At 57.7% G+C, this 23,434-nt stretch carries 24 protein-coding genes; 7 read left to right on the top strand and 17 right to left on the bottom strand.

Annotation, left to right across the window (positions count from 1 at the left end; all coding sequences use genetic code 11):
- Positions 1-37: 37 nt before the first annotated feature.
- Both QC816_RS07850 and QC816_RS07855 read right to left on the bottom strand, forming a co-directional pair.
- On the bottom strand, positions 38-997 hold the full coding sequence (locus QC816_RS07850) for a helix-turn-helix domain-containing protein (RefSeq protein WP_309781547.1): 960 nt from the start codon (positions 995-997) through the stop codon (positions 38-40).
- Between the two features lie 154 nt (positions 998-1,151).
- A complete protein-coding gene (locus QC816_RS07855) occupies positions 1,152-1,514 on the bottom strand; it encodes an accessory factor UbiK family protein (protein WP_309781548.1) in 363 nt (120 codons plus the stop codon).
- 333 nt (positions 1,515-1,847) lie between these two features.
- On the opposite strand from QC816_RS07855, the gene QC816_RS07860 reads away from it, so the two are divergent.
- From QC816_RS07860 to glnK, 3 genes are all read left to right on the top strand, one after another.
- Positions 1,848-2,186: a P-II family nitrogen regulator gene (locus tag QC816_RS07860; protein ID WP_027337181.1), complete on the top strand. Its 339-nt coding sequence runs from the start codon at positions 1,848-1,850 to the stop codon at positions 2,184-2,186.
- A gap of 45 nt (positions 2,187-2,231) precedes the next feature.
- Positions 2,232-3,479, top strand: coding sequence for an ammonium transporter (locus QC816_RS07865; RefSeq protein ID WP_085919460.1), 1,248 nt, complete (start codon positions 2,232-2,234; stop codon positions 3,477-3,479).
- A gap of 190 nt (positions 3,480-3,669) precedes the next feature.
- Positions 3,670-4,008 (top strand): P-II family nitrogen regulator, encoded by a 339-nt coding sequence (gene glnK, locus QC816_RS07870; protein ID WP_066320813.1) that lies wholly within the window; start codon positions 3,670-3,672, stop codon positions 4,006-4,008.
- A 142-nt stretch (positions 4,009-4,150) separates the two neighbouring features.
- Here the strand turns inward: glnK and QC816_RS07875 are convergent, their stop codons facing one another.
- On the bottom strand, positions 4,151-4,927 hold the full coding sequence (locus tag QC816_RS07875) for a ferredoxin--NADP reductase (RefSeq protein ID WP_199284231.1): 777 nt from the start codon (positions 4,925-4,927) through the stop codon (positions 4,151-4,153).
- Between the two features lie 175 nt (positions 4,928-5,102).
- Here QC816_RS07875 and QC816_RS07880 point away from each other — a divergent pair, with 175 nt between their 5' ends.
- Positions 5,103-6,029 (top strand): LysR family transcriptional regulator, encoded by a 927-nt coding sequence (locus QC816_RS07880; RefSeq protein ID WP_085919458.1) that lies wholly within the window; start codon positions 5,103-5,105, stop codon positions 6,027-6,029.
- 14 nt (positions 6,030-6,043) lie between these two features.
- Here QC816_RS07880 and QC816_RS07885 read toward each other — a convergent pair whose 3' ends face one another.
- The 7 genes from QC816_RS07885 to phnD all read right to left on the bottom strand — a co-directional run bounded on the left by QC816_RS07885 (position 6,044) and on the right by phnD (position 14,134).
- Positions 6,044-8,146 (bottom strand): methyl-accepting chemotaxis protein, encoded by a 2,103-nt coding sequence (locus tag QC816_RS07885; protein WP_309781549.1) that lies wholly within the window; start codon positions 8,144-8,146, stop codon positions 6,044-6,046.
- Positions 8,147-8,151: 5 nt separating this feature from the next.
- Complete coding sequence (locus tag QC816_RS07890; RefSeq protein WP_309781550.1) at positions 8,152-10,038, bottom strand: methyl-accepting chemotaxis protein; 1,887 nt, start codon at positions 10,036-10,038, stop codon at positions 8,152-8,154.
- Positions 10,039-10,161: 123 nt separating this feature from the next.
- Positions 10,162-10,593: a host attachment protein gene (locus QC816_RS07895; protein WP_309781551.1), complete on the bottom strand. Its 432-nt coding sequence runs from the start codon at positions 10,591-10,593 to the stop codon at positions 10,162-10,164.
- Positions 10,594-10,685: 92 nt separating this feature from the next.
- Positions 10,686-11,495, bottom strand: coding sequence for a phosphonate ABC transporter, permease protein PhnE (gene phnE / locus QC816_RS07900; RefSeq protein ID WP_085919454.1), 810 nt, complete (start codon positions 11,493-11,495; stop codon positions 10,686-10,688).
- On the bottom strand, positions 11,489-12,301 hold the full coding sequence (phnE, locus tag QC816_RS07905) for a phosphonate ABC transporter, permease protein PhnE (protein WP_085919453.1): 813 nt from the start codon (positions 12,299-12,301) through the stop codon (positions 11,489-11,491). Before phnE (QC816_RS07905) ends, phnE (QC816_RS07900) begins: the two co-directional genes overlap by 7 nt.
- The gene (gene phnC / locus QC816_RS07910) at positions 12,288-13,085 is read right to left on the bottom strand and encodes a phosphonate ABC transporter ATP-binding protein (RefSeq protein WP_085919452.1); all 798 of its coding nucleotides are present in this window, start codon (positions 13,083-13,085) and stop codon (positions 12,288-12,290) included. Before phnC ends, phnE (QC816_RS07905) begins: the two co-directional genes overlap by 14 nt.
- A 56-nt stretch (positions 13,086-13,141) precedes the next feature.
- Positions 13,142-14,134 carry a phosphate/phosphite/phosphonate ABC transporter substrate-binding protein gene (gene phnD / locus QC816_RS07915; protein ID WP_199284228.1) on the bottom strand — a complete coding sequence of 331 codons (993 nt, stop codon included), beginning with the start codon at positions 14,132-14,134 and terminating at the stop codon, positions 13,142-13,144.
- 155 nt (positions 14,135-14,289) lie between these two features.
- Here phnD and QC816_RS07920 point away from each other — a divergent pair, with 155 nt between their 5' ends.
- Positions 14,290-14,883, top strand: coding sequence for a histidine phosphatase family protein (locus QC816_RS07920; protein ID WP_309781552.1), 594 nt, complete (start codon positions 14,290-14,292; stop codon positions 14,881-14,883).
- Here the strand turns inward: QC816_RS07920 and QC816_RS07925 are convergent.
- The 7 genes from QC816_RS07925 to hemE all read right to left on the bottom strand — a co-directional run bounded on the left by QC816_RS07925 (position 14,880) and on the right by hemE (position 21,848).
- Positions 14,880-15,275, bottom strand: a complete 396-nt coding sequence (locus QC816_RS07925) for a RidA family protein (RefSeq protein WP_264824906.1) — start codon at positions 15,273-15,275, stop codon at positions 14,880-14,882. The two genes, QC816_RS07920 and QC816_RS07925, sit on opposite strands and share 4 nt — an antisense overlap.
- A 125-nt stretch (positions 15,276-15,400) precedes the next feature.
- On the bottom strand, positions 15,401-16,162 hold the full coding sequence (locus QC816_RS07930) for an amino acid ABC transporter ATP-binding protein (RefSeq protein ID WP_303393819.1): 762 nt from the start codon (positions 16,160-16,162) through the stop codon (positions 15,401-15,403).
- A 54-nt stretch (positions 16,163-16,216) separates the two neighbouring features.
- Positions 16,217-17,317 (bottom strand): amino acid ABC transporter permease, encoded by a 1,101-nt coding sequence (locus QC816_RS07935; protein WP_085919448.1) that lies wholly within the window; start codon positions 17,315-17,317, stop codon positions 16,217-16,219.
- Between the two features lie 16 nt (positions 17,318-17,333).
- A complete protein-coding gene (locus tag QC816_RS07940; RefSeq protein WP_085919447.1) occupies positions 17,334-18,524 on the bottom strand; it encodes an amino acid ABC transporter permease in 1,191 nt (396 codons plus the stop codon).
- A gap of 91 nt (positions 18,525-18,615) precedes the next feature.
- A complete protein-coding gene (locus tag QC816_RS07945; RefSeq protein ID WP_085919504.1) occupies positions 18,616-19,641 on the bottom strand; it encodes an amino acid ABC transporter substrate-binding protein in 1,026 nt (341 codons plus the stop codon).
- Positions 19,642-19,869: 228 nt separating this feature from the next.
- A complete protein-coding gene (speE, locus tag QC816_RS07950; RefSeq protein WP_085919446.1) occupies positions 19,870-20,736 on the bottom strand; it encodes a polyamine aminopropyltransferase in 867 nt (288 codons plus the stop codon).
- Positions 20,733-21,848, bottom strand: a complete 1,116-nt coding sequence (hemE, locus tag QC816_RS07955) for a uroporphyrinogen decarboxylase (protein ID WP_199284227.1) — start codon at positions 21,846-21,848, stop codon at positions 20,733-20,735. The genes speE and hemE overlap by 4 nt, the downstream gene beginning before the upstream one ends.
- 227 nt (positions 21,849-22,075) lie before the next feature.
- Between hemE and ribA the strand changes: the two genes are divergently transcribed.
- A complete protein-coding gene (ribA, locus tag QC816_RS07960; protein WP_085919444.1) occupies positions 22,076-22,711 on the top strand; it encodes a GTP cyclohydrolase II in 636 nt (211 codons plus the stop codon).
- Between the two features lie 23 nt (positions 22,712-22,734).
- Positions 22,735-23,433 carry a PAQR family membrane homeostasis protein TrhA gene (trhA, locus tag QC816_RS07965; RefSeq protein ID WP_309781553.1) on the top strand — a complete coding sequence of 233 codons (699 nt, stop codon included), beginning with the start codon at positions 22,735-22,737 and terminating at the stop codon, positions 23,431-23,433.
- Position 23,434: the final 1 nt, after the last annotated feature.

A 23,434-nucleotide genomic window follows, 5' to 3' on the forward strand; every position in this document is an offset into this window, starting at 1 on the left:
ATGCGATCTGCCAAATTGGCTATGTGCAATGCCAAATTTATCGGGGAGTGTGCTGTGAGATGACGTCATGGGGTGCGATGCCAAAGCGACGACGAAACGCCGTGGCAAAATTGGTGGCGTGGCGGTAGCCACAGGTGTGCGCGACTTGCTGAACACTCATCCCACGTTGAAGAGCCTGATAGGCTTTGGCCAGTCGGCATTGGCGTAGATGCTCAAAAATTGAGCAGCCATAGCGGGCACGAAATTTCTGGCGAAGGCTGCTTGGGCTCATCGCCACTTCCCTTGCCAGGTCGCTGAGGCAGTACTTGCGCTCGGGATGAGACGCCAACCGGGTATGGAGGGCGGCTAAACGCGCCTCGTCGCGGGCCGGTATAATCGGCTGCGCCTGAGCTGGGTCTTGCCGTGCACACTGGGGTAACCCTTCACCCAGCAGTTGCAGGGCCAGGCCTTGCCAGATCAGTGGCTGGCGCCAGTCGGCCAGTGGTTCGGCGGTCGTATGGCGTAACATTTGCGTAAAGGCGTCCGACAAGCGCCAAGGGTATAAGCCCGGCGCTGGGGGCGTCGATGGCAGGTCCAGGTTGGTGGTGGCGAGCACTGCCAGGTTCACCGTGTGCAGCCTTGCCTGAGCCGGCTGAAAAACGGTCAGCGGCTGCTCGGCAGTGAAATGGACGCACATGCCGTCGCCTGCCTTGAGTTCCAGGCGTTGATCCCCCAGGCGGGCGGTGATGTGCCCCTCGAGTACCACGCTGATAAACCAGGGCACTGTCTGGCGAGAGGCTGAGCTATAGGCGCAGTTCACGCATAGATCGGAAAGCGTCAAGTGCATTGCTTGAGGCAGGGCAACGTCGCGAACGCTGCCGGTGGCGACGCTCGCCCCGGCAGATGCATTGCGAACGCGATAGTCAATACCGAAACGCTGGCCTAGCTGGGCAAGCGTCCCCGGTGTTAGTTCATAAAGCGGTTGACTGACTTGAGGGCCGAAGGTGGCGGTGGTCATGCGTGCATCACGTAACGGTGAAATTCGGCAATGCATCAAAATGGGGCATTGACGCGAGAGTTGTCGCGCGAATCCCCCGGTGTTGCCTGCATCATGGGATGCGAATTACGTTACCATGTGCACAATAATAATCAATGATATCTATTCGCATTCATCATTGCGGTTTGGATTCGTCTTCATCTTCCTTGGTGTCGACGTTATCGGAATCTGCCTGGGGCTCTGCTGGTAGCGGCGGTGCCTCGGCTTCGACGGGCGTCGAGGCATCGGCTGCCTGGGCGTCCACGGCGGCTTCGAGGCTGGCGACCTGGCGTTCCAGCGCTTCTACCCGTGAGCGGGTGCGCTGCAATACGTCCATCAAAATATCGAAGTCCTCCCGGGACACCAGTTCCAGTCGGTCAAAGGCCCCCCGCACCACCTGATGAACCCCTTTCTGGATATCTTCAGGCGCTTGGGAAGCGTTCTGCAAGCGGTCGCCGATTTGCTGGGCGAGTCGGCTAATACGGTCTTGAGGCGCCATGGCTTTCTCCTAACGGTCAATGTCTCGATACAGCTATCTGATCATCAGGATACGCAACCCAGGCGGGATTCGCATGCTTCTTGGGCTAATTTGTGCCGCTGGCTGATGCCCTACGGTGGGGCGTTTGCGTTTTGCCTTTGAGCAATTTTGGTGCAATACCTGGCTTGTTAGCGTGTATGGCGGGCGGTGAGTCGCCAGTATGCCCCACACTATTACCTTTAAATAAATGAAATATAAGTAAAAAAAATCAGATGGCACGGTATGCGCATTAGTGGAGCAGGCACTTTTTTTGGGCGGCTCGGCCGCTCCTTAATCCAGCAGGGGAGATTCGGGATGAAACTCATCACCGCCATTATCAAGCCATTCAAGCTCGACGACGTTCGCGAAGCACTGGCCGACAACGGTGTTCAGGGCATTACCGTCACCGAAGTTAAAGGCTTCGGCCGTCAAAAAGGCCATACCGAGCTATACCGCGGCGCTGAATACGTGGTCGATTTCTTGCCCAAGGTAAAAGTCGAGGTCGCCGTGGACGACGGTCGCCTCGAAAGCGTGCTCGATGCGATCTGCAGCGCGGCCAACAGCGGCAAGATCGGCGACGGCAAGGTATTTGTCACGCCGCTTGAAGACGTTATTCGGATTCGGACGGGTGAGCGCGGTGCGGACGCCGTTTAAACCTGGCTTTACGGGTCATTTCTTTAGTTCAACGGGGAACTTACAATGAATGAGTTGACTGATCTGAGCTACGCGCTCGATACGTTTTACTTTCTGATCTGCGGTGTGCTGGTCATGTGGATGGCCGCTGGCTTCTCCATGCTGGAAGCTGGCCTGGTGCGTTCCAAGAACACCGCTGAAATTCTCACCAAGAATATCGCGCTGTTTGCGATTGCCTGCACCATGTACCTGCTGGTGGGCTACTACATCATGTACTCCGGCAACGCCGGTGGCTTCCTGCCCAATCTGGGCTTCCTGATCGGCGCTGAGAATAGCGTGGATGCGGTTACCGCCGGTGGCGATGACGCACCTTACTACTCCATGCGTTCCGACTTCTTCTTCCAGGTCGTCTTTGTCGCAACCGCAATGTCGATCGTCTCAGGTGCGGTCGCCGAACGCATGAAACTGTGGGCCTTCCTGGCATTTGCCGTGGTGATGACGGCCGTGATCTATCCGGTGTCTGGCTACTGGACCTGGGGCGGCGGCTGGTTGGCCGAAGTCGGCTACTCTGACTATGCCGGTTCGGGCATCGTGCACCTTGCCGGTGCTGCAGCCGCGTTGGCAGGCGTTATCGTACTGGGGCCGCGTAAGGGCAAGTACGGCAAAGATGGCTCCATCCACGCGATTCCGGGTGCCAACATGCCGCTGGCGACGCTGGGTACCTTCATCCTGTGGATGGGCTGGTTCGGCTTTAACGGCGGCTCTGAATTGAAACTGGCCGCGGTTGATTCCGCCAACAACGTCGCCCAGGTGTTCGTGAATACCAACGCCGCGGCTGCCGGTGGTGTGATTGCCGCCCTGATTCTTGCCAAGCTGTGGTTCCGTAAAGCGGACCTCACCATGGCGCTCAACGGCGCGCTGGCTGGCCTGGTGGCAATTACTGCCGACCCGCTGTCGCCTTCGGCACTGGGTGCGACGATTATCGGTGCGATCGGTGGTCTGATCGTGGTGGCTGCCATCGTCACGCTGGATAAGCTGAAACTGGACGATCCAGTCGGTGCCATCTCCGTTCACGGTGTGGTGGGTATCTGGGGCGTGCTGGCTGTGCCGTTGAACAATGATGGCGCCTCTTTCGGCCCGCAGCTTATCGGTATCTTGGGTATCTTCGCCTGGGTCTTCATTGCCAGCCTGATCGTATGGCTGATCCTGAAAGCCATCATGGGTATTCGCGTCAGCGAAGAAGATGAGTACGAAGGCGTCGATATCGCCGAGTGCGGTCTTGAAGCCTACCCTGAGTTCGGTATCAAAAAATAACGGGTCGGTGCCCAAACCTTATTGGGTGCCAACCAGAAGAGCCCGAGTGCTCGTTACTAGCCTCCCTTCACGGGGAGGCTTTTTTTATTCTGCGCCGGTAGCGGTGTATGCTGATAGGTAACGGATAGCGAGCAGGGCGCTAGGCTTGTTATCTTTCATTATCATGGCTACCCAGCTAGAGGATCTCGCAATGAAACTAATCTCTGCCATTATCAAGCCATTCAAGCTTGATGACGTGCGCGAATCGCTCTCCGACATTGGCGTACAGGGCATTACCGTCACCGAAGTCAAAGGTTTTGGTCGTCAGAAGGGCCACACCGAGTTATACCGCGGTGCTGAATATGTGGTTGATTTTCTACCCAAAGTGAAGCTCGAAGTGGCGGTTGACGACGACATGGTCGAGCAGGTCATCGAGGCGATCACCCAGGTAGCGAATACCGGCAAAATCGGCGATGGCAAGATTTTCGTCATGCCGCTTGAGCAAGTGATTCGTATCCGTACCGGCGAGACCGGTAAAGACGCGGTATAACGACCCGCGCGCCAGAACACGAAACCCCCGCCAAGCGATGCTGTTACGCACCGAGTGGCGGGGGTTTTTATTGGGCGAGTTGTCGCTGAGAGAGCTACTTGTTGAGGAAGTGACTCGTTGAAAGAGTGACTCGTTGAGAGCGTTACTTTTCGACAAAAGCCCGTTCGATGACGTAGTCGCCCGGCTCACCCATGCGTGGCGAGATGTTCAGGCCCAGTTCGTCGAGTAGCGCGCTGGTGTCGTCGAGCATGGCCGGGCTGCCACAAATCATTGCACGGTCCTGGCGCGGGTCGATGGGCGGAAGCCCTGTGTCTTCGAACAGTTTGCCGGTGCGGATGTGGTCGGTCAGGCGGCCCATGGTGTGGAACTCTTCACGGGTAACGGTCGGGTAGTAGACCAGCTTCTCGGCGATTTCCTCACCCAGGTACTCGTGGGCGGGCAGCTCCTTGGTGATAAAGTCGGCATAGGCCAGCTCGGAGACTTCGCGGACGCCGTGAACCAACACGACTTTCTCGAACCGCTCGTAGACTTCCGGATCCTGAATCAGGCTCAGGAAGGGCGCGAGGCCAGTGCCGGTGGACAGCATGTAGAGGTTGCGGCCGGGCAGCAGGTCGTCGGTGACCAGCGTGCCGGTCGGCTTGCGGCTGACCATGATCTGATCGCCGACCTGCAGGTGCTGTAAGCGCGACGTAAGCGGGCCGTCGGGGACTTTGATGCTGAAGAACTCGAGGTGGTCTTCGTAGTTGGGGCTGGCAATCGAGTAAGCGCGCATCAACGGTTTGCCGTCGACTTCCAGGCCAATCATGACGAATTGGCCGGTCTTGAAGCGCAGGCTGCGTTCCCGGGTGGTGCGGAAGCTGAATAGGGTGTCGTTCCAGTGGTGAACGCTGAGGACATCTTCCAGGGCGAACTTACTCATGCCATTTCCTCCGTCAGTGACGCCATCAACGCCACGAATATTCAAAAAAAGAATAAAAAATAGATATCAAGTTGCCAGCAAGTCTAAGCAAAGGATGGTATATCTGTTAAGTAAATAATCTTGATAACGCTTATCTTTAAAATAGATATAGCGTCTTGGTGAAAGGTCAGACCCCATGCACTATACCCTGCGTCAGTTGGAAGTCTTTGTTGCGGTTGCCCAACACGAAAGCGTGTCGCATGCGGCCCGCGCGCTTGCCATGTCCCAGTCGGCGACCAGTACGGCACTTGCCGAGCTGGAGCGCCAGTTCGACTGCCAACTGCTCGATCGCGTGGGCAAGCGCCTCAAGCTCAATGCCCTTGGCTTCCAACTGCTGCCCAAGGCAGTGGCGCTTTTGGACCGTGCCGAAGAGGTGGAGGAATTACTGCGTGGTCAGCAAGGGGTGGGATCGCTGGATGTTGGCGCTACCCTGACCATCGGCAATTATCTGGCAACGCTTTTGATCAGCGATTTTATGCAGCGTTATCCCGGTAGCCGCGTGCGTCTGGCAGTGCGCAATACACGGCATATTATCGAGGGCGTCCGTCAGCACTCGCTGGATTTGGGGTTGATCGAAGGGCCGTGTGATGACGATATGATCATCAGCCAGCCGTGGGTCGAGGACGAGCTGTGTGTCTTCTGTTCGCCGCGCCATCCCCTGGCGGGCAAGACCCACCTGGAGCTTGAACAGTTGATGCGGGAGGACTGGATCATGCGCGAGGAGGGGTCAGGGACGCGGGTGACCCTGGAGCACGCCGCTCGCCACCGACGCAGTCGCTTCAACACGCTGCTGGAGCTTGAGCATACCGAGGGCATCAAGCGGGCGGTGGAGTCGGGGATGGGGATCGGTTGTGTCTCCCGCCTGGCGCTGCGCGATGCCTTCCGGCGAGGCAGCCTGGTTCCGCTACCCACACCGGAGTTGGATCTTAAACGCCAGTTCACCTTTATCTGGCACCGCCACAAGTACCTCACCACCGGTGTGCGCGAGTTCCTGCGACTGTGTCGGGAGATGACCGCTAACGCCAAGCGTAGCGATGACATCCCCATGCCACCGATTCCTTAACGGCGCTCTTCTCCTTAACGGCGCTTTTCAGGGGCCGGTAACGCCGACCGGTCCCGGTCTTCCTCCAAGGTGAATCCGCCCACCAGCTCGGCAAGATAGTCGGCCTGGTCTTTCAACTGCTCGGCAGCGGTGGTTGACTCCTGCACCAGCGCGGCGTTCTGCTGGGTCATCTGGTCCAGGTCGGTAACCGCAATGCTGACCTGGCTGATACCGTCATTCTGCTCACCAGCCGCCGTGCTGATATCGCCCAGCATCTGGGTGACTCGTGAGACACTTTCGGCAAGCTCGTGCATTGCGGCCTCGGCGTCGCGCACCATTTGCGTGCCGCTTGCCACCTTTTCGGTAGAGGTATCGATCCGCTGGCGAATATCCTTGGCCGCGTCGCTGGCACGCGATGCCAACTGACGGACTTCATTGGCCACCACGGCAAAGCCACGGCCCTGCTCACCCGCCCGGGCGGCCTCTACCGAGGCGTTCAGCGCCAGTAGATTGGTCTGAAAGGCAATCCCGTCGATGACGCTGACGATATCCTGAATCTCTGCCGATGTGGTGCGGATGTCGTCCATGGTGGTCACGACTTGTCCAAAGGCTTCGTCGGTGCGCTCTGCCAGCTGCGAGGCAGTTTTGGAAAGGCCGCTGGCCTCCTGCGAGGCGCTGGTCGTATGCGCCACGGTGCTGCTGATTTCCTCCATGGCAGACGATGTCTGCTGCAGACTGGAAGCCGCTTGTTCGGTGCGACTTGAAAGATCGCGACCGCCCTGGGTGATTTCATTGGCGGCGTGATTGACGGATTCACTGCTGCGTCGGACATCAAGCAGGATGGCCTGGATCTTGTCGGCAAAGGCATTGAATTGCTCTGCCACCGCCGCGCTCTCGTCACGACCCTGTACCGGCAGGCGTTGGGTCAGGTCGCCGTTGCCGGAAGCGATCGCCTGCATGCGGCTGGCCAAATGCTTGAGGGGACGCGAGATGCTGCTACCTAGCAACCAGCTGGCCACCAGGCCCAGCAAGGCGATGACCAGCCCCATGCCAATCATGCCGAGTGTCGAGGCCTCGCGCTGGCTTTTCATCTGTGTCTGCAGGTCATTGAGACCGGCCAGGACGGCACTTTCAGGCAGCCGGATCATCAGCACCCAGGGGTTACCGCTTTCATCGACTGAGAAAGGCCAATAAAGCTCGGTCATGCCCTGGCCTGTGTTGAGCCTGCGGACATTTTCCCCTTGCTGAGCCTGGGCGATGCCGGCCTGGAGGTCTTCACCCAGCACCTCGTCAGCGTGCTTGCCGAGCAGGTCAGGCTCGCTGGTGTGCGCAGCCAATGCCCCGTGCGAGGCGATCAGGGCGATTTCGCCCGCGCCATCGTAGAGCGACTGATTGGCCTCTTCCAGCAAGCTTTGAATGAACTCCACCGACAGGTCGACACCGGCGCTGCCGCGGAACTCACCGTCGACCAGAATGGGGGCATTGAACGACGTAACCAGCAACGTCTCGCCGTTGTAGTCGTAATAGTGAGGGTCGACCACGCAGGTACGCTTCGTTTCTTTGGGGCACAGATAGTATTCCCCGCGCCGAATGCCATCGGCATCGCGCTGCTGGTTTTCCATGTCGCTGCCCAGCGCCAGCACCTCGATATCGCCGCTTTCGGTGCGGTACCACCACGGCATGAAGCGACCGTCGGGGCCGTAACCTTGATCCTCACGGCCGGTATACAGGTCATCGCTATCAAAGGCGTCGGGCTCCCAGCCGATAAAGGCGTCGAGCAGCTCGGGGTTGTCCACCACGGTCTGACGCACAAGCCGCGAAAGCTCTTCGCGGCTCATGGTCATCAACGGCTGGCCCTCGTCATCTTCCAGGCCCAGCATGGCATTGGTGTTCGCCAGGCTTTTGGCAAGCGTCAGGGCGTGTTCTAGCTCGCCCCTGATTTCTTCGGTCTGGGCTGAGGCGATAGCTGCCAGGCGTGCCTCGATATTGCGTTCGAGCAGCGCCTTCGTCTGTTTTTCAACCAGTGCTTGTGAGCGGGCGTTGGCAATGACTGAGTAGATCACCAATGCCGCAACGACCAGCAGGATGCAGGCACCAACCAGGGTGGCAATAAGGGTGCGGACAGACTTGAATTTCATTGTTGTTAATTCTCTCTATGCGCTAGGACCGCATGCTGCGGCAGTGAATCGGACGCCCTGAAACGGGTGTCCTGGGGAGCTGAGCCGCTCGATAGCTTGAAGCGGCTGATGGTCTCGGTGAGGTGGTCGGCCTGATCCTTGAGCTGCTCGGCGGCGGTGGTCGATTCTTCCACCATGGCCGCGTTTTCCTGGGTCATGCGGTCAAGGTCAGCCACCGCAATGTTCACCTGACCGATACCGTCACTTTGCTCCGTCGTTGCGGAGGTGATTTCGCCGAGCACATCGGTGACACGGGTGATGTTATTGACGATGTCGTCCATGGTTTCACCGGCGTTGTGCACCAGTTTGGAACCGTTTTGGACCTTGCCCTGGGCGTCTTCGATCAGGTTTTTAATATCGTTGGCGGCGTCATTGCTGCGTTGAGCAAGCTTACGCACCTCTTCCGCTACCACAGCAAACCCACGGCCGTGTTCACCGGCCCGTGCGGCTTCTACCGAGGCATTGAGTGCCAGCAGGTTGGTCTGGAAGGCGATGTTGTTCATCAGCGAGACGATATCGCCAATCTTGCCCGAGGACTCGGCGATGTCCTCCATCGTCGTGATGACTTCTGATACCGCCTGGCCGCCACGGCCGGCAACATCGGATGCCGCCTGGGATAGCTGGTTGGCTTCTTTGGCGGACGTCGATGTGTGCTCGACCGTACTGGTGATCTCCTCCATTGAGGCAGACGTCTGTTGCAGGCTGGAGGCGGTGTTTTCAGTACGCCGCGACAGGTCCTGGCCGCCGTTGGCGATTTCCGTGGCGGCGTTGTGGACCGATTCACTGCTGGAGCGCACATCCTGCAGTACCGTGTCCATGGTAGCCACAAAGCGGTTGAAGGCGGCGGCAATCTGGGTGATCTCGTCGTTACCCTCCTCCGGTAGGCGCTGGGTCAGGTCGCCTTCGCCCGAGGCGATGTCATTCATCGCATCGCGGGCCGATAAAAGACGGCGCAGCAACCATTTGAGCAGCAGACTAAGCGCGATGGCGGTTATCACTGCGACAATCAGGAGCGTGATGATCGACGTGGTGGCAATCCCGCGTAGTCCGGCGGTGGCCTCGTGCTCATCCATTGCCACCATGAGGTGCCAATCGCTGTTGCCGCCGACGGCGCCACCTTGCAGCAACATCTCACGGCCCTCCAGTGTCAGGGCCTGGGGCTCGTTGCTGGCCGCAATCTGCTGGAGATAACCGGCATCCAACTGGTCGCTGAGTGCGGTGGAAGGCTCTAGTGCCAACTCGGCGTTGGGGTGAGCGACCAGCGTGCCGTCGCCGGTGGTTAAAAAGCCAAAGCTTGACGGGGTAGGCGCAATGCTCGCAACGATCTCGATGACAGCCTGGATGGTAATGTCGCCACCGACCACCGCCGCCAGTTCACCATTCTGATAGTAAGGGTGCGCAAAGGTGACGATTAAGCCGCCGGTTTGGGCGTCCACGTAAGGAGCGGTGATGATCGTGTCTTTGGCCTCGACAGCATCCTGGTACCAGGGGCGTTGGCGTGGGTCGTAATCGCTCGGTGGCTCCCAGCCATCAGAAAATACAGCGTCAGATGTCTCGGGGTAGGCCATATAGGCCGTCATGAAGTCGCCGGAGTCGGCTAATTGCCGCAGGGCTTCTAGCGGAGCGTCGCTAGTGGCCGCCTCATCCACACTGGCAAGCATGCTGTATCGGGCGTTAAACCATTCGTCAATCGCCAGGGTATTTCCATTGACGACTGCGTTCAGGTTGCGGGTAACCTGCTGGGTATTGTGGTGCTTGACGGTGATGTAGCTGGCTATGCCATTGATGACCAGGGCAAGGATAATCGCCACTAGGGTTGTGAGTAATAGCTTGGCGCGCAGGGATGCAAACATGGTCGCTCTCAAGTCGAGGTGCATATCAGGGCGCGGGTGCCACGCCCTGTCATTGATCACGCACGTCTATCGGCAAGAGCGATCGTTTCTTTAGGCAAGTGAGAGGTGGATGTCGTCGCTGGGTTAGCGCAGGTCGCTCACGGCCGTTTGAATATCCGTCAGCGAGGCTTTGCTCAGATCTTTGGAAAGGGTATGAATCACAAGTTCTTGCGTGGGGCCATCGAGCTTGTCGCGCAGCAGGCCCAAGAATTTGGGTGGAGCGACCATGATGAGCTTCTCTAAGCTGTTACCTACTCGAGCGTTATAAAGGTGGTTGGCGACCTGCTTGGCGAACAGCTCGTTCTCGTGTTTGGAGGCGGCTCCCTCTTCACCGGAACTGCGCGCGCTGGTCGAATTGGATTCGTGAACGTCGGCACCCGGACGGTCGGTGACCAGGTCGCCCTCGTGCAGGCGCCCTTCGGCGTGTACCAAGCTTTCCTGCTCGGTGAGTGTCAGCGCTTCGCGGGTAAAAATGCGCGCACGCGCGGCATCAGCGACAACAATATAGGTGGTCATCGTGACGCATCCTCCTTGTCGTTAGTGGTCACTTAACCATGGCAAGCGTTTAGCGCTAGGTCAAACGCTCACCCTGGATAACAACACTTGGCTTAAAGCACCTTGCTCCGCAGCAGGCTCGTGACGGCCTCGCCAATCAGCACCAGCACGATGATGGCAATCAAGATGGTGGCCACGGTCTGCCAGGCGAAGGTATCAATCGAACCTTGCAGGATAACCCCGATACCACCGGCACCCACCAGTCCCAATACCGTCGATTCACGAATGTTGATATCCCAGCGCAGAATCACAATGGCAAAAAAGGCAGGCATGACCTGTGGGACCACTGCATAGGCAATCACCTTGGCTTTGGAGGCGCCGGTGGCTTCCATGGCCTCAACCGGGCGCCGGTCAATCTCCTCGATCGCCTCACCCATCAGCTTGCCGATGAAGCCGATGGAACGAAACACGATCGCCAGAATGCCGGCGAGTACCCCGGGACCGAAAATTGCCACGAACAGCAGTGCCCAGATAATGGTGTTCACCGAGCGGCTGGAGACGAGAATGAAACGCCCAAACCACAGGCAGGCCCGGTTCGGAGTCGTGTTCTGGGCAGCAATATAGGCCACCGGCAGGGCGAGAAAAATCGTCAGGAAAGTGGCGAGGGTGGCAATATGCACGGTCTCGATCAGGGCGCCAATGATGTTGTTCAAGCCTTCGCCACTGGGCGGCCACATACGGGCGCCAAGCCCGGATATCTGATTGGGCGCGTCCCACACCCAGGGCCAGAAGATATCAATATCGCGCACTGCCCAGAAAACCACCATTACGGTCGCGAGAAGCACAGCGAAGCGGATAAGGCGCTGCCTGGGGTTGTGACGCTGCCAGACGCGGTCGGCAAGTTGTTGAGCGTGATCTACCATATTTTTTTCCTTACCCAGCCGCTGATGCCTTCACTGATCAGAATGACCGCGATGATGACGAGTAGAATCGCAAACGCGAAATCATAATCGTAGCGTCCAAAGGCGTTCATCAGTGTGCTGCCAATGCCGCCCGCGCCGACAATCCCGACCACTGCAGAAGCACGCAGGTTGCTGTCGAGCTGGTACATGGAAAGCCCCACCTGGCGCGGTAGTATCTGCGGAAAGACCGCATAGAACAGAATGGCCCCGTAGCCTGCACCTGCTGCCTTCATGGCTTCGACCTGGCCCCAGTCAATTTCTTCGATCTCTTCGGCGAGGAGCTTGCCCACAAAACCGATCGAATAGAGGATAAGCGTCAAAATCCCTGCGAGAGGACCAAAACCGACGGCGGCGACGAATAGAATCGCCACGATGACCGGATGGAAGCTGCGCGAGATGATGATCACTGCCCGGCCAATGATATATATCGGCATCGGTGCAATGTTGCGCGCGGCCATGACGGCAAACGGAATCGACAGCAAAACGCCCAGCAGCGTCGCCATGATGGCGATTTGAAAGCTTTCCTTGAAGCCTGTGATCAGCAGCTCATAGCGCTCAAGACTGGGTGGGAAACCACCGCCGAAAATACGCCCTGCGCGGGGAAGGCCTTCTGCAATCCGCGCCCAGTTGAACGGCAGTGAGCCAAAGGCCCAGACCAAGTAGACGACGCCGACGAGGATCAAGCCGTAGCGCAGCAAGGGGTTGGCAATAAATGGTGGTTTTTTCCAGGTGCGTGGCGTTGATGCCTGGGCGTCAGGCGGAGTCATGAGCGTGTTCCTCCGCGGGTGTATCGGTGATCGCATCGTCCGGCGCGTCTATGCCGCCGTAGATGGCATCTAGAGCGTCTTTGTTGAAGTCCGCGGGCAAGCCATCAAAGATCATCTTGCCGTGGCGTAAGCCCACGATGCGCTCGGTATAGGTCTTTGCCTGGGCGACGTTGTGAATATTAATCAGCACCGGCAACGACAGCTCGCTTGCCAGGCTTTGCAGCAGAACCATGATCTGCTCTGACGTACGCGGGTCGAGTGAGGCGGTGGGCTCATCGGCGAGCAGCACGTCAGGCTCTTGCATCAGTGCGCGCACCACCCCGACCCGCTGGCGCTCACCGCCGGAAAGCTCGTCGGCGCGCTTGTTGGCATAGTGGGCAATGCCCACGCGCTCCATCAGTACAAAGGCACGCTCGATATCGGACTGAGGGTAGCGGCGTGAAATCGCCTGGTAGAGGTTCACATAGCCCAAGCGTCCGGCCAGCACGTTTTCCATCACGGTCAACCGGTCCAGCAGGTTAAAACCCTGAAATACCATGCCAATCTTGCGTCGCGCGCGACGTAGCTCCGCCCCTCTCAGGTGCACAAGCTCGTTGCCGTTGAGCTTGATGGAGCCGGATGTCGGCTCGACCAGGCGGTTGATGCACCTCAGCATGGTGCTTTTACCCGCCCCCGAAGCGCCTACGATAGAAACGACGCTGTTTCCCTCTACCTTGAGATCAAGCCCTTTCAGCACGGCTTCATCGTGGCCATAACGTTTGACCAGATTGGTAATTTCCAGCATGTGTTCGCGTCCATCGTCGAGAAATAACCGCACCGCCAATGGCGGTGCGTAACGTTTTACTCTTCCAGGTTTTCCGGCGTATAGCTCACGCCATTAGCGGACTGGATGGTACGAATCACCTGCCAGTTATCTTTGTAATTGATAGGGATGAATTTCTCGACGCCTTCAAACTCTTCGCCTAGTTCGGTGCCCGCAAAATCAAAGCTGAAGAAGGCCTCCTCGATTTTGTCGACCAGATCCGGGTGCAGGTTGTGTGCGTAGTTATACGAGGTAGTGGGGAAGCTGTCGGACTCGTAGATCAGGCGAACATCTTCTTCATCATAAAGACCCCGTGCGGCCATGCGCTCGACGACTTCCGATGCCACCGGGGCGGCGTCATAGTCTTGAGCGACAACGCCGAGCATGGACTGGTCGTGGCTGCCGGAGTAGATCACTTCATAATCTTCACCAGGGGTGATGCCAAATTCGGGTAGCAACGCGCGGGGGGCCTGGTTACCCGAGTTGGAGGTCGGCGAGGTATGGGCGACGCGCTTGCCCTTGAGGTCTTCCACTTCATGGATATCGGAGTCGACATGGGTGAACAGCTGCAGGGTATAGCCGAATCGGCCGTCGTCGGAGCCCATCAAGGCAAACGGTACTGCACCGGCGAGATTCACGGCAAAGGGCGTGGGGCCGGTGGAGAAACCGGCAATATGCAGCCGACCGCTGCGCATGGCTTCGACCTGAGCGGCGTTTGACTGCACGGCGAAGAAGCGCACATCGCGTTCGGTAACCTCCTCAAGGTGGTCGATAAAGGGCTGCCAGATATCCGAATAAATGGCCGGATCTTCGACCGGGGTGTAGGCGAAGATCAGCGTATCGGGGTTGGCCCATTCCGATTCATCGCTTGGCCGGTCAGCCACCATATCCCCATCGGCGTCACAGTAGATATCCGCCAGGTCGCCACGCTCACATTCAGCGTAGGCTTGGGTGGATAGCAGTGCGAGCGGCAATAGCGATACAGCGGTGAGCATTGCAAGCGGGCGCTTGCGAAAGAGCGGCGTTGTCATAATAAGCCTCGTTGTGTGTTGTTTTTGTGTTATCGCTTCCCTTCGCTGGGATTTTCTACTCAGAAAGCGGGAAATGTTTCATAAGTGGACATTTGATGCGAAGGATGATTATTTTCGAAAGTAGACACTTTCAATCTAGGGTTTGTGACAAACTTATGTCAAATACTTTACAGGCGCCTTACGACCATTGGCGCAATCGCTATTTGCTAATACGCCACGGCCATAGCCAGGCGAATCAACAGGGGGTGATTGTCAGCTCGCCCGAACACGGCGTGACGAACTTCGGGCTTTCCGAGCAGGGTGAGCAGCAACTTGCCCAACGGGTGGCTGACTGGCAGTGGCCGATACCCACTCGCGTGGTGCACTCGGACTTTTTGCGCACGTCGCAAACGGCTGCCCATATTGCCGACGCGTTTGGACTCACACCAAGCGTGGAGACGCGCTTAAGGGAGCGCTATTTTGGCGATTTGGAGGGGCAGAGCGATGAACGCTATCCCAGTATATGGGTATTGGATGCCCAGGACGCCGAGCATCAGCACCTCCAGGTGGAGGCGGTGAGCGCGGTGGCAAAGCGCATGCGGTCGGTGATAGACGACTGGGAGCAAGCGGCCAGCGGGGAAACCATCGCCCTGGTCAGCCACGGCGATCCGCTGCAGATCCTGCTCACGGCGCTTGCTGGAAAACCGCTTGGCCAGCACCGTGAACAGGCAGCGCTATTGCCTGCCAGTATTACGTTGATAGGGCCCTAAGGGTTGCCTTCAGACGGTGGGATCCAGGCAATCATGTCGACTTCCACGTCGGCACCACCGGCGAGTCCCGTGACGCCAATGCAGGTACGCGTGGGTAACGGCTGCGGGAAGTAGCTCGCGTAGACCCTGTTGACCTCGTCGAAGTGGCCCATGTTGGTAATAAACACCCGCGACTGCACCACGTGCTCGAAACTGCTTCCCACTTCCTCCAGCACAATCGCCAGGTTCTGCATGACACGATGGGTCTGTTCGGTGAAAGTGCCGAGCAGCATTTCGTTGGTTTCCGGCACGGTGGGCATTTGTCCGGTAATAAATACCAGATCGCCCACGCGGCAGGCGTGGGAAAAGGGCGCGATAGGCTGGGGCGCCCGGTCGATAAATAGCTTTTCCATGGTGTCGCGATCCTTTGTACATTGTTTTTTAATGCGTGTTTAAACGTCTTATAAGCATTATGGGCCTCAAGCGAGGCCCATAATGACGTACTTATCAACAGCCGCCTTGCTGAAGAGGGTGTGGATTAATGCCCCAGAATCTGGCTCAAGAACAGCTGAGTACGTTCGGACTGCGGGTTGTTGAAGAATGGCTCAGGCGCGTTCTCTTCAATTATCTGTCCCTGGTCCATGAAAATCACCCGGTCAGCGACGGTTTTGGCGAAGCCCATTTCGTGGGTCACACAGATCATGGTCATGCCTTCTTCGGCCAGCTCCACCATGACGTCCAGCACTTCCTTGATCATCTCAGGGTCGAGGGCCGAGGTGGGCTCGTCAAACAGCATGACGTCAGGGTGCATGCACAGTGAACGGGCAATTGCCACGCGCTGCTGCTGGCCGCCAGAGAGCTGCCCGGGGTATTTGGTGGCTTGTTCGGCAATGCGCACCCGTTCCAGGTATTCCATTGCCAGCGCTTCGGCCTCTTTGCGGGGTTTCTTCTGTACCCACATCGGGGCAATACAGCAGTTTTCCAGCACCGATAAATGGGGGAACAGGTTGAAGTGCTGGAACACCATGCCGACGCTGCGGCGAATCTGTTCAATACGCTTAACGTCTTGAGTCAGTGCGACACCGCCGACGGTGATATCCCCTTTCTGGTGCTCTTCAAGGTGGTTGATACAGCGAATGAGCGTCGATTTACCCGAGCCCGAGGGGCCGCACACTACGATACGCTCGCCCCGTTTAACTTCCAGGTAAATGTCCCGCAGCACGTGAAAATCGCCGAACCATTTATTGACATTATGCATCTCGACCATCAGGTCGGAATCGTTGGTGGCTGCTTGTGTCATGTTGATATCCTACTCAAAATCATAAAGAAAGCGGCATGAAGCGTTGTCGACGACCTACTGCTTATGACCGGTATTTAGCCTGCGTTCCAGGTACTGGCTGTAGCGCGACATGCTGAAACAGAAAATCCAGAACACGAACGCGGCAAACACATAGCCTTCTAGCGAGAAACCCAGCCAACGCGAGTCGGAAAGCGCCGCTTGCACAATACCCAACAGATCAAACAGCCCAATGATCATCACCAGGGTGGTGTCCTTGAACAGCGAGATAAAGGTGTTGACGATACCGGGAATCATCATCTTCAGCGCCTGGGGCATGATGATCAGCCCCATGCGTTTCCAGTAAGTCATCCCCAGCGCTGCCGCTGCTTCATCCTGGCCTTTGGGGATCGCCTGCAGCCCCCCGCGAATCACCTCCGCCATATAGGCGCTCTGGAACAAGGTCAAGCCGATCAGCGCGCGGATAAGGCGGTCAACACTCAGCTCTGTGGGCAAAAACAAGGGCAGCATGACTGATGCCATGAACAGGATGGTGATGAGCGGAACGCCGCGCCAGAACTCGATGAAAATGACACAGAACGTTCTGACAATCGGCATTTGGGAACGCCGCCCAAGGGCGAGCACAATGCCGATAGGCAGCGCGCCAATCATCCCCACACTGGCCAGTAGCAGTGTCAGCATCAAGCCACCCCAGCGGTGGGTGGAAACGCGCGGCATATCGAAATAGCCGCCGTGCAGCAGCACATAGGCGATGACCGGGAAGGCCAGCAAGGCAAACACGGCCACCCAGCGCTTGAGCGGCAGGCGGGGGATCACCAGCCAGGCGATAATGCCGGCGAACATGGCAAACACGATATTGGCGCGCCAGTACTCCTCGCTGGGATAGAGCCCATAAATAAACTGGGAAAAGCGTGCGTTGACGAATACCCAGCAAGCGCCGGCCCGTGTGCAGTCTTCGCGGCTATCGCCCACCCAGTTGGCATCGATAAACGCCCACTGGATCGTGGGCACCACGAGCAGGTACAGGACATACAGGCCCAACAGCGTGAACAGGCTATTAATGGGGCCGTTGAACAGGTTGCCGCGTAGCCAGGCAATGGGGCCGATGGTGCCTTTCGGAGCAGGCTGCTCGGGTATCATGTCTTTGTTGTGAATCATAAAGGTCGTCTCCGGCCTAGCGTTCGACCAGCGCAACGCGAGCGTTGAACCAGTTCATGAACATGGACACCAGCAAGCTGATGATCAGATAAACCGCCATGGTCATGGCAATCACCTCGATGGCCTGACCGGTCTGGTTGAGCGTGGTGCCAGCAAACACCGAGACCAGATCGGGATAACCGATGGCGGTGGCCAGGGAAGAGTTCTTTATCAGGTTGAGGTATTGACTGGTGAGCGGCGGAATAATGACCCGCATGGCTTGTGGAATGATCACCAGACGCAGGACGAGTTTGCGCGGCAAGCTGAGTGCCTGGGCGGCTTCCGTTTGCCCATGAGGGATCGCCTGAATACCCGAACGCACAATTTCGGCAATGAACGACGCGGTGTAGATGGACAGCGCCAGCCACAGGGCTAGAAACTCGGGAATGATGGTGATGCCACCGCCAAAGTTGAAGCCGCGCAGTACCGGCATTTCCCAGGTCACCGGTACACCCGTGACGACGAGCACCAGTAGTGGAAGACCAAAAATAATCACCAGGGACATCCAGAAAACCGGCAGGCGTTTGCCGGTGGCTTCATGGCGACGTTTATTCCAGACAATCAGCGCGATACTGGCAACGATCGCCACCACAAAGGTGGCAGGAATCAGTCCGAAGCCTGACTCGAACAGCGGTTGGGGCAGATATAGCCCACGCACATTGAGAAAGATGGCTTCGCCAAACGCCATGCTCTCCCGGGCGCTGGGTAGAGCCCGCAGTACCGCGAAGTACCAGAAGAAAATCTGCAACAGCAGCGGAATATTACGGAAGGTTTCGATGTAGGCGTTGGCTAACCTAGCGATCAGCCAATTGGGCGAAAGCCGCGCAATACCGACAATAAAACCGATAATCGAGGCGGCCAACACACCCAATCCACCGACCAGCAGCGTGTTAAGCAGGCCGATCACGAAAGTACGGCCGTAGCTACTCTGGGAGGAGTACTCGATCAAGGTCTGGCCAATACCGAAGCCGGCGGTGTTGCTTAAAAAGCCAAAGCCAGTGGTGATGCCTCGAGCCTCAAGGTTGGCTTGGGTGTTGCCGATTATATAGATAAGAAAAGCCACCACAGCGGTGACTAAGAGGATTTGGAAAATAAGCGCGCGCTTCGCGCGGTCTCGCCAGAACGGCGGCTTTTGGCCGACGGGGCGAGCATTGGGTCGTACAGACATGGGTGGCGTCTCCGCGATACGGAAAGTCAATCAGATGGCCCGCCTATACCCTGGCAACAGGGCATGGCGGGCCAGGGGTCAAGCGAGACGCTTAGCGAATCGGCGGAGCATACTGGAAGCCACCGTCAGTCCACAGGGCGTTGACACCGCGTTCAATTTCAAGCGGTGAGCCCATGCCCACGTTGCGGTCGAAGCTTTCAGCGTAGTTGCCGACTTGGCTGATGATGTTGTAGGCCCAGTCAGCCTCCAGTCCCATGCCTTCGCCGTAGTTGCCATCCTGGCCGAGCAGTCGTGCAACATTGGGGTCTTCAGACGATGTCATCTCGTCGACATTTTCGCTGGTAACACCGTATTCTTCAGCGTTGATCATGGCGAACAGCGACCATTTCACGATGTTGAACCAGGTATCATCGCCCTGGCGTACCACGGGGCCCAGCGGTTCTTTGGAGATCACGTCCGAAAGAATCATTGAGCCTTCAGGGTTATCTAGCTGGATACGCAGGGCGGCCAACTGAGAAGTGTCGGATGTCAGTACGTCACAGCGTCCTGCCTGGTAGCCGCCCACGGTTTGTTCGGAGGTATCAAATACGATGGGGTTGAATTCCATGTCATTAGCACGGAAGTAGTCGGCGAGGTTTAGCTCGGTGGTGGTACCTGACTGAATGCAGATGGACGCACCGTTTAACTCATCTGCGCCCGTAATCCCCAGATCCCGTGACACCATGAAGCCTTGGCCGTCATAGAACGTTACGCCGGTGAAATTGAGACCCAACGTGGTGTCGCGCGTCGTGGTCCAGGTGGTGTTGCGTGACAGTACATCCACTTCGCCAGACTGCAGGGCCGTGAAGCGCTCTACGGCATTGAGGGAAATGTAGTCAACCGCGTCGGCATCACCGAGTACGGCGGCGGCGACGGCGCGGCAGACGTCAACGTCAAGCCCTTGCCAATTGCCATCGTCATCCGGTGCCGAGAAGCCGGGTAAGCCATCGCTGACGCCGCAACGAACGGCGCCGTTATCCCGGGTATCTTCCAGCGTGTCGGCCTGAGCGGTGGTCATACCCGCAAGGGTAATCGAACCAGCAGATACCAGCAGCGCCAAGTGTTTTTTATTCAACATGTAGGTTCCCTCGAATTGTTTGAAATCGTTATCCATGCCGTAGCATGTGACTAAACCTAGCAAGGAAGATGCCAAAAGGGGTACAGGCGCTGATTCAGCGCTTTTCAACGATAAATCGAACGTTTGATACGAACGTCTAGGTGCAAAAAATAAAAATGCCCACCCTCCATGCACCTTTGTGGGGCGGGGAGGCAGTGGGCAATAATGAAAAGCGGTCTTCTGGCGGGATTATTTGGCGGCGATGGCCCTGCGCATGAACGGTGGTAACGCCAGTGCGCCGCGATGGGCTTCCAGCGTGTAGTACTCAAGCGGCAGGTCGTGGTTGGCAACTGCCTGCTCGCGAAAGGTGTTCACGTCGGTGTTTTTGCCTGCCAGTGTCACGCTCCACCAGCCGGACGGATACACTGGCTGCGGGAAGGGCAACGTGGCGACGCTGTCAAACCCGGCTTCCTGCATGTCGTTGCGCAGTTCACGAATGATGGTGCCGCTATGGTAAAGCGGCGATTCGCTCTGCTGTACCATGACGCCGCCGTCTTTAAGGATGCGATGGCAGCGCCTTAAGAAATCGGTTTTAAACAGGCCCTCGGCTGGGCCAACCGGGTCGGTGGAGTCGATAATCAGTACATCGATGCTCTCGTCGGGGGTATCGTCCACCCACTTGACGCCATCGGCGAACAGCAGCTCGGCGCGGGGATCATTATTCGATTCCACCAGCGCTGGAAAGAAGCGCTCGGAGGCTTTGGTGACTTCCTCGTCGATATCTATCTGGGTGACGTGTTCAACGCCAGGGTGACGCAATACTTCTTTGAGTGTCCCGCAGTCGCCGCCGCCAATGATCACCACCCGCTTGGGGGCCTGATGGGTGAACAACGCCGGATGGGCAATCATCTCGTGGTAGAGAAAGTTATCGCGGTCGGTGAGCATCACGCAGCCGTCCAGCACCAGCAGGTTGCCATAGGTCTCGGTGGCATAGACTTCCAGGTGCTGATAGGCGCTTTGCACATCCAGCAGTTTATCAGTGACTTTCAGCGAGAAAGCACTGCCGTGGCTATCGAAGACTTCGGTAAACCACTGGTCGTCACGTAATTTGCTCATGGCTGGGCTCCCGGATGTGCATCGTTTGATTGGGTCGCGATGCTCTGATGATATTGCGGGCTAAGGTCGTGCAGCGCTTCCATGAAGGCGGTGACATGATCCGGGTTGGTGAACTGGCTGATGCCGTGGCCCAGGTTAAAGATATGCCCGGGACCATGACCGTAGCTTTCCAGCACGCGGGCAACTTCGGCGCGGATCGCGGAAGGCCGCGCGAACAGCACGTTGGGGTCCAGGTTGCCCTGTAGCGCGACCTTGTGGCCGACCCGGGCGCGGGCATCGGAAAGCTCTGTGGACCAGTCGATGCCCACGGCATCGGACCCGGCACAAGCGATGTGTTCCAGCCACTGGCCGCCATTCTTGGTGAACAGAATCACTGGCACCCGGCGCCCGTCATGCTCGCGGATCAGCCCGGCGACAATCTGCTCCATATAGCGCAGCGAAAACTCGAGGTACGCCGGGGTGGTCAGCGCGCCGCCCCAGGTATCGAAAATCTGTACCGCCTGGGCGCCCGCACGAATCTGCGCGTTGAGGTAGTCGGTCACCGCGTGGGCCAGGGTGTCCAGCAACTGGTGCATGGTATCCGGCGTGTCATAGAGCATGGTTTTCAGGTGGCGAAAATCTTTGCTCGAGCTGCCCTCGACCATATAGGTAGCCAGTGTCCAGGGGCTGCCGGAGAAGCCAATCAACGGCATGCGGCCGTTCAGCTCACGGCGAATCGTGGACACCGCACGCATCACGTAATCCAGGTCGCGCTCGGCATCGGGAACGCGGAGCGCGGCGACCTCATCAGCGGTACGCACGGTCTTTTTGAACTTGGGGCCCTCACCGGTTTCGAAATACAGCCCCAGGCCCATGGCGTCGGGAATCGTCAGGATATCCGAAAACAGGATGGCGGCATCCAGCGGGAAACGCTCAAGAGGCTGCAGCGTTACCTCGCAAGCCAGGTCATGGTTTTGGCAAAGGTCCATGAAACTACCTGCATCGGCGCGTTTAGCGCGGTATTCCGGAAGATAGCGCCCTGCCTGGCGCATCATCCACACGGGCGTGCGGTCAACGGGCTCGCGCGCCAAGGCGCGAAGAAAACGATCGTTTTGCAAAGGTGTGGGGTTCATAGACACTTGCTCTTGAGAAGTTTGCCCGCATTGTAGGGAGCTATTGTACTGGAAGATAGACCGCAAGGCGGCGCGACCCATGGCAAAAATTGTCGCACCACGCCGATTTTTCTCGACGTTTTTCCGTCACGCTAATCGTGAGCCGACCGCCGCTTCCTGCTAAACTACACGACCATTTTGCCAACACTGGTGTGGTTAACTGGTTTGGTTAATCAGCGAGGTAACCTGTGACCATTCGCTTCATCGCCGCTTCACACCTGCCCACGCCCTGGGCCACGTTTACCATGCATGGTTTCGAAGACGAAGCCACAGGCAAGGATCATATCGCCTTGACGCTGGGTGATGTGACCGGCGATGAACCGGTGTTGGGGCGTGTCCACTCGGAGTGCCTAACCGGTGACGCCCTGTTTTCGATGCGCTGTGACTGCGGCTATCAGCTACAGGAAGCGCTCAAGCGGATTGCCGAGGAAGGCCGTGGCGTGCTGCTATACTTGCGTCAGGAAGGCCGTGGTATCGGCCTTTTGAACAAAATTCGTGCCTATCACCTGCAAGACCAGGGGGCCGATACCGTCGAGGCGAACGAGCAATTGGGCTTTGGCGCCGATATGCGCCGTTATGACCTGTGCGTGCCGATGCTCGACCACCTGGATATTACGTCGTTGCGGTTAATGACCAACAACCCGCGTAAGGTCGATGCCCTGACCCGTGATGGTGTTAATGTGGTCGAGCGCTTATCCATTACCACGGGATTGAACCCGCACAACGAACAGTACCTCACTACCAAGGCGGGCAAGCTTGGGCACATGATGGCGCTGGATGATTTTACCCAGGCAAGCGACGTGGATATTGAGCGCAAGGGGTGATGGGTCGCTCAGGAGCATCCAGAATGGCAACCTTTGGTAACGAACAGCATGAAAAACCGTTGGCTGGTCAGGATAAATTCAGCGTCATCGAAGAGCGCCTGAATAGCATCTCCCACGGGCTGGGAGCGGTACTCAGTCTGGTCGGTATGGTCGTGTTGTTGGTGTTGGCGAGCTTGGCGGCCCATGTTGACCCTTGGAAGATCGTCAGCCTGAGTCTATATGGTACGACGCTGATTCTGCTGTATACCGCCTCTACCCTTTACCACGGCATCCCCCATCGGCGGTGGAAGCAGCGCTTTCAGCTGCTTGATCACTGTGCGATTTACCTGCTGATTGCCGGTACGTATACGCCCTTTCTGCTGGTTAACATGCGCGGCCCTACGGGCTGGGGACTGTTTACCGCCGTATGGTCGCTGGCACTGGTGGGAATTGTCTGCAAACTTCTTTGGCCCAATCGCCTGGCGGTGCTTCGCGTGGTGATTTACCTGCTCATGGGGTGGATGATCGTACTGGCTTCAGAGGAAATGGCGGCGAACCTGTCGTCGACTGGCATTGTGCTGCTGGCCAGTGGAGGCGTCGTTTACACCCTGGGCGTTATCTTCTACGCCGTGAACACCATCCCCTTCAATCACGCGATCTGGCACCTGTTCGTGATTGGCGGCAGCGCCTGCCACTACGCGGCGGTCTACCAGGCCGTGCTGCCGCATTCGACGGCTACCTAGC

Origin of the sequence: Vreelandella janggokensis, from assembly GCF_031451615.1 — a bacterium.
In the GTDB taxonomy this organism is placed as follows: Bacteria; Pseudomonadota; Gammaproteobacteria; order Pseudomonadales; family Halomonadaceae; genus Vreelandella; species Vreelandella janggokensis.

Bases quoted from the DNA above. Each gene is read 5' to 3' on its own strand.
- QC816_RS07850 (WP_309781547.1), bottom strand. From the start codon at position 997: ATGACCACCGCCACCTTCGGCCCTCAAGTCAGTCAACCGCTTTATGAA.
- QC816_RS07855 (WP_309781548.1), bottom strand. From the start codon at position 1,514: ATGGCGCCTCAAGACCGTATTAGCCGACTCGCCCAGCAAATCGGCGAC.
- QC816_RS07860 (WP_027337181.1), top strand. From the start codon at position 1,848: ATGAAACTCATCACCGCCATTATCAAGCCATTCAAGCTCGACGACGTT.
- QC816_RS07865 (WP_085919460.1), top strand. From the start codon at position 2,232: ATGAATGAGTTGACTGATCTGAGCTACGCGCTCGATACGTTTTACTTT.
- glnK (WP_066320813.1), top strand. From the start codon at position 3,670: ATGAAACTAATCTCTGCCATTATCAAGCCATTCAAGCTTGATGACGTG.
- QC816_RS07875 (WP_199284231.1), bottom strand. From the start codon at position 4,927: ATGAGTAAGTTCGCCCTGGAAGATGTCCTCAGCGTTCACCACTGGAAC.
- QC816_RS07880 (WP_085919458.1), top strand. From the start codon at position 5,103: ATGCACTATACCCTGCGTCAGTTGGAAGTCTTTGTTGCGGTTGCCCAA.
- QC816_RS07885 (WP_309781549.1), bottom strand. From the start codon at position 8,146: ATGAAATTCAAGTCTGTCCGCACCCTTATTGCCACCCTGGTTGGTGCC.
- QC816_RS07890 (WP_309781550.1), bottom strand. From the start codon at position 10,038: ATGTTTGCATCCCTGCGCGCCAAGCTATTACTCACAACCCTAGTGGCG.
- QC816_RS07895 (WP_309781551.1), bottom strand. From the start codon at position 10,593: ATGACCACCTATATTGTTGTCGCTGATGCCGCGCGTGCGCGCATTTTT.
- phnE (WP_085919454.1), bottom strand. From the start codon at position 11,495: ATGGTAGATCACGCTCAACAACTTGCCGACCGCGTCTGGCAGCGTCAC.
- phnE (WP_085919453.1), bottom strand. From the start codon at position 12,301: ATGACTCCGCCTGACGCCCAGGCATCAACGCCACGCACCTGGAAAAAA.
- phnC (WP_085919452.1), bottom strand. From the start codon at position 13,085: ATGCTGGAAATTACCAATCTGGTCAAACGTTATGGCCACGATGAAGCC.
- phnD (WP_199284228.1), bottom strand. From the start codon at position 14,134: ATGACAACGCCGCTCTTTCGCAAGCGCCCGCTTGCAATGCTCACCGCT.
- QC816_RS07920 (WP_309781552.1), top strand. From the start codon at position 14,290: ATGTCAAATACTTTACAGGCGCCTTACGACCATTGGCGCAATCGCTAT.
- QC816_RS07925 (WP_264824906.1), bottom strand. From the start codon at position 15,275: ATGGAAAAGCTATTTATCGACCGGGCGCCCCAGCCTATCGCGCCCTTT.
- QC816_RS07930 (WP_303393819.1), bottom strand. From the start codon at position 16,162: ATGACACAAGCAGCCACCAACGATTCCGACCTGATGGTCGAGATGCAT.
- QC816_RS07935 (WP_085919448.1), bottom strand. From the start codon at position 17,317: ATGATTCACAACAAAGACATGATACCCGAGCAGCCTGCTCCGAAAGGC.
- QC816_RS07940 (WP_085919447.1), bottom strand. From the start codon at position 18,524: ATGTCTGTACGACCCAATGCTCGCCCCGTCGGCCAAAAGCCGCCGTTC.
- QC816_RS07945 (WP_085919504.1), bottom strand. From the start codon at position 19,641: ATGTTGAATAAAAAACACTTGGCGCTGCTGGTATCTGCTGGTTCGATT.
- speE (WP_085919446.1), bottom strand. From the start codon at position 20,736: ATGAGCAAATTACGTGACGACCAGTGGTTTACCGAAGTCTTCGATAGC.
- hemE (WP_199284227.1), bottom strand. From the start codon at position 21,848: ATGAACCCCACACCTTTGCAAAACGATCGTTTTCTTCGCGCCTTGGCG.
- trhA (WP_309781553.1), top strand. From the start codon at position 22,735: ATGGCAACCTTTGGTAACGAACAGCATGAAAAACCGTTGGCTGGTCAG.